Source organism: Gluconobacter thailandicus F149-1 = NBRC 100600, from assembly GCF_000964465.1.
Lineage (GTDB): Bacteria > Pseudomonadota > Alphaproteobacteria > Acetobacterales > Acetobacteraceae > Gluconobacter > Gluconobacter thailandicus.
The window spans coordinates 1-1415 of record NZ_BANH01000071.1; the positions used below are offsets into that span (position 1 = coordinate 1).

Sequence of the window (1415 nt, forward strand, 5' to 3'; positions counted from 1 at the left end):
CATGCGCAGAAATGCTCACCCGTGATTTTCCAAACAGGCTCTAACAACCAGTTAGCGCAGGATTGCCTTAATAGCTTTGTGTCATACCCAGCGTTGAAAATGACGATATTTTTTTCATTTAGTATGCTCGCCAACTCTCGATAGATTTCAGGGAAAGTTCTGCAATCTTTCACATCATCAGGGCTGATTCCATGAATTCGCTCGGCGTCTGGCCATCTCGTATTATTTTTCGATGGTTTTATCCGCTCATCGAACAATACATTTCCTTTTAAATCACATATTCCAATTTCAATGATTTCATCAGAATAGGATAAGCCAGTTGTTTCAGTGTCTAATATTATAGTCTCCATAAAGTGTACTCCTTTATGGATATTATATCACATGGTTATGAGGTGATGTCTTTAATATTGCTATTCACATATTTAGTCATGACAAAAGAAGTTTGCGAACTACATTCGGATGCCAATTCTCTTTTTTATGATATGTCTTTATGCCTAACGCACTGAGTTGATCACATATTTCTCTGTAAGACAGACCTGTTGATCTCAAATCTCTGATTACTGGAATAACACGATTTCTATAAGCGATCTCGTTTTCTCGACGTGCAAGCGTAGCTTTCTCGATGTCGTCATGAGTGAAATTGTGAGATTTCTCACGTCTTCCGCCTAAACGCTTACCTGTAGCTTTAATAACTGCCAGAGCCTCTTTGGTCCTGGTGCTGATCATTTCTCTTTCTTGTTGAGCCAGTAGGGCCATGATTCCTATGGTCATGCTGTTGGCGTCCGGCATGTCGCACGCTGTAAATGGCACGTCTCCACGTTGCAGGTTCATAAGAAAGACGGCATCACGAGAAAGCCTATCAAGCTTTGCGATTAATAAAGTGGCACCATAGAGACGGCACATTTCCATAGCTTGCGTTAGAGCAGGACGATCATTTTTCTTCCCTGACTCAACTTCACGAAATTCCCTCAGCAGGATTCCGTTTTTGTTATTTACATAATTAGCAATAGTATCTTTTTGGGATTGTAGCCCCAATCCAGACTCCCCCTGCTTGTCTGTTGAAACTCTATAATATCCAATAAATCTATTCATATAATACTTCCTCTACGCCCGTAGAGGGTATTATAGCACAACATCTGCTATAATAGTTTTCAGGTCTTAAATAGACTGAAATGGAGATTGATATGAAAAATAACTTAGACGATGAAAAATATTATGACTTTGAATTAAGGACATATCTAAGAACTTTAGATTATTCTGATTATAAAAAAAATACAATGATTATGTTTGCTAATAATGATTATCATCCTGATTCTATTATTTCTATTCCATCGAATGATGAATATCAGACTATTGGTGAGTGTTGGGACAGTCTAGGCTCAGGACCCATTGATTTTTGTAGGGAATTTTGATTC

At 38.3% G+C, this 1415-nt stretch carries 3 protein-coding genes; 1 reads left to right on the top strand and 2 read right to left on the bottom strand.

All coding sequences use genetic code 11. The features are described 5' to 3' along the window. Together B7444_RS14345 and B7444_RS14350 are read right to left on the bottom strand one after the other, a co-directional pair. Nucleotides 1-350 (bottom strand): 3'-5' exonuclease (locus tag B7444_RS14345; protein WP_048855204.1); only part of this gene is annotated, 350 nt, incomplete at its 3' end. A 76-nt stretch (nucleotides 351-426) separates the two neighbouring features. Next, entirely contained in the window at nucleotides 427-1092 is a 666-nt protein-coding gene (locus B7444_RS14350) for a recombinase family protein (protein ID WP_007284722.1), read from the bottom strand. A gap of 92 nt (nucleotides 1093-1184) precedes the next feature. Here B7444_RS14350 and B7444_RS16435 point away from each other — a divergent pair, with 92 nt between their 5' ends. Continuing rightward, on the top strand, nucleotides 1185-1412 hold the full coding sequence (locus B7444_RS16435) for a hypothetical protein (RefSeq protein ID WP_148424760.1): 228 nt from the start codon (nucleotides 1185-1187) through the stop codon (nucleotides 1410-1412). Nucleotides 1413-1415 lie beyond the last annotated feature (3 nt).

What these genes read in the sequence shown, in the direction of transcription:
- B7444_RS14350 (WP_007284722.1), bottom strand. Translation starts at nt 1,092, where the DNA reads ATGAATAGATTTATTGGATATTATAGAGTTTCAACAGACAAGCAGGGG.
- B7444_RS16435 (WP_148424760.1), top strand. Translation starts at nt 1,185, where the DNA reads ATGAAAAATAACTTAGACGATGAAAAATATTATGACTTTGAATTAAGG.